A 2,123-nucleotide genomic window follows, 5' to 3' on the forward strand; every position below is an offset into this window, starting at 1 on the left:
CTGGGGATCCGGCCCGACTTGGCCGGCCGCGGCATGGGGCTGGCGTTCCTTGAGGCGATTCTGGCCTTCGCGCGCGAGCAATATGGGGATGTGCGTTTTCGCGCCACGATTGCTGACTTCAACGCGCGCTCGCGGCGCGTGTTCGAGAAGGCCGGCTTTCGCCACGAGCAGGCATTTGTCTCTGCGGCTAGGCCGGGGCTAGAGTTCGTCGTCGTGGTGAAGGATCCGCTGTCGGAGACTGCGGAGGACTCCTCAGGCGGCTAGGTCGCGTCCGCGGTGAATGCGTGGGTCGATTCTGTCGGTCTAGCGTTACGCGGCGGCCTGCGCGGGCGCAGCCGGCCCTCCGCCGCAGGTTCGGTCGGCGTCTCCTCCGGCGCGACCGATTCTTCGGGCGTCCAGGTGGGTTCCGGCGTCTCGGCGGGCATGACCTCTCCCTGCGGCGTCCAAGTGGGCGTGGGCTGCGGCGGCGCTTCGGTGGGCGTCGGCTCCAACTCCGCTTCCGGTGTGGGCGTGGGTTCCGGTTCGGGCGTCCATGTGGGCTCAGGCGTCGGGGGTTCCGGCGCCACGGTCAGGGTCGGCTCAGGCGTAAAGGTGACCGTCGGTTCCGGTGTGAAGGTCAGGGTCGGTTCAGGCGTCCATGTTAACGTTGGCTCGGGCGTGGGCGTCGGCTGCTCTACGAAAACGCGTATGCGTGCTTCGTAGGCATGGCCGAATGTGTCTTGGACCACAAGGCGCAGGGTGTGCGGCCCGTCGTGTAGGCCGCGCACGTCCCACTCGCCCAGGAAGCCGTCCAGCACAGGCGCGGGGAAGGGGCCGGCAATGGGCAGGCTGAATGCGCCGGGGTCGTGGCTGACGCCGTATTCGAGGTGATAGGCAGCGAAGGCGGGCGCGTTGGCCGTGCCGTACACCTGGACGACGCCGCTGACGACCTCGCCCTCGACGGGTTGGCGAATAGTCAACTCGGGCTCGAAGGTGAAGACGTCGCTGGCATCCACCGGCGGCTGCGGGATGCCGTGCGCCTCGGCCCAATCGCGGTATTTCTCCGGATAAACCTTGAAGATCTTCTCCTCCATTGCCTCGTCCGGCGTGAACTCGGTGGCGAGGCGCCCGGTCAATTTGTCCAAGCGCACAATCTGATAGAGGTCCTGTTCCGGCGGGAGCGGGGGCCGGTCGCCGGCGAACCATTCGAGGCGCGAAGCGGGGCATGCGGGCCCGAAACGGACGCCGGTGTCCGCGCACACCTCGACTTGCGAGACGTCCGGCGGCGGGGCGAAGGTCTCGCCCGGTTCCCCTGCCAGGGCTGCGGTCATAAACTGGTTCCAGATGGGGCCGGCCCCGCTGATGCCGGACAGGCCAACCATCTCGGAGTTGTCGGCGTTGCCGATCCAGACGCCGGCGACCAACTGCGGCGTGTAGCCCACGGTGAGGTTGTCGCGCACATCGTTCGTCGTGCCTGTCTTGACGGCTGCAGGCCGGTCGAGGCGCAGGACGGAGTTGGCCCCGAAGGCGGGGGTGCGCGCCGCGTTGTCGCTGAGGATGTCGGTGAGCAGGAAGGCGTCTGCGGCGCTGACGACCTGATCGCCTGCACCCGCGGCCGGTTGGCAGGGGCGGCCCTCAGCGACGTCGCACAGGGCGCGGCCCTCGGCGTCGGCGATCTTGAGGATCGACACGGGCGACACGCGCTTGCCGCCGTTGGCTAGGATGCCGTAGGCTGCGGTCAGTTCCAGCAGCGGGATTTCGCCCGCACCCAGGCCCAGGCCGAGGCCGTAGTCTGGGCGCGTCAGCGTGCTGATGCCCAGGCGTTGGGCGAGTTCCAAAAAGGCGGGCAGGCCGGCGGTCTGGAGGGCGCGCACCGCGGGGATGTTGTAGCTGTTGGCGAGGGCGGCGCGCACCGTGACCATGCCATGTTCGCGGTTGTCGTAGTTGGTGGGCACGTAGGGCGGGTTGGCTCCGTCCGGGAACGGTTCCTCGATGTCGGCGATCAGCGTGCCGGGCGTCCATCTTTCGGCGGGCGGGCGCGAGGGCTGCTCGAACGCGGCCAGGTAGACAAAGGGCTTGATCGAACTGCCGGGCTGGCGCGGGGCGAGGGCCATGTTGACTTGGCCGTCGATCTCGACGTTGTC

At 68.5% G+C, this 2,123-nt stretch carries 2 protein-coding genes; one reads left to right on the top strand and one right to left on the bottom strand.

Annotation, left to right across the window (positions count from 1 at the left end):
• The coding region (locus GXY85_08515) for a GNAT family N-acetyltransferase (GenBank protein ID NLW50865.1) at positions 1 to 264 on the top strand (264 nt) is incomplete at its 5' end.
• Here the strand turns inward: GXY85_08515 and GXY85_08520 are convergent.
• Positions 261 to 2,123, bottom strand: a 1,863-nt coding sequence (locus tag GXY85_08520) for a hypothetical protein (protein ID NLW50866.1), incomplete at its 5' end; no start/stop codon positions are given. The two genes, GXY85_08515 and GXY85_08520, sit on opposite strands and share 4 nt — an antisense overlap.

Source organism: Candidatus Brocadiaceae bacterium, from assembly GCA_012728835.1.
Lineage (GTDB): Bacteria > Planctomycetota > Brocadiia > SM23-32 > SM23-32 > JAAYEJ01.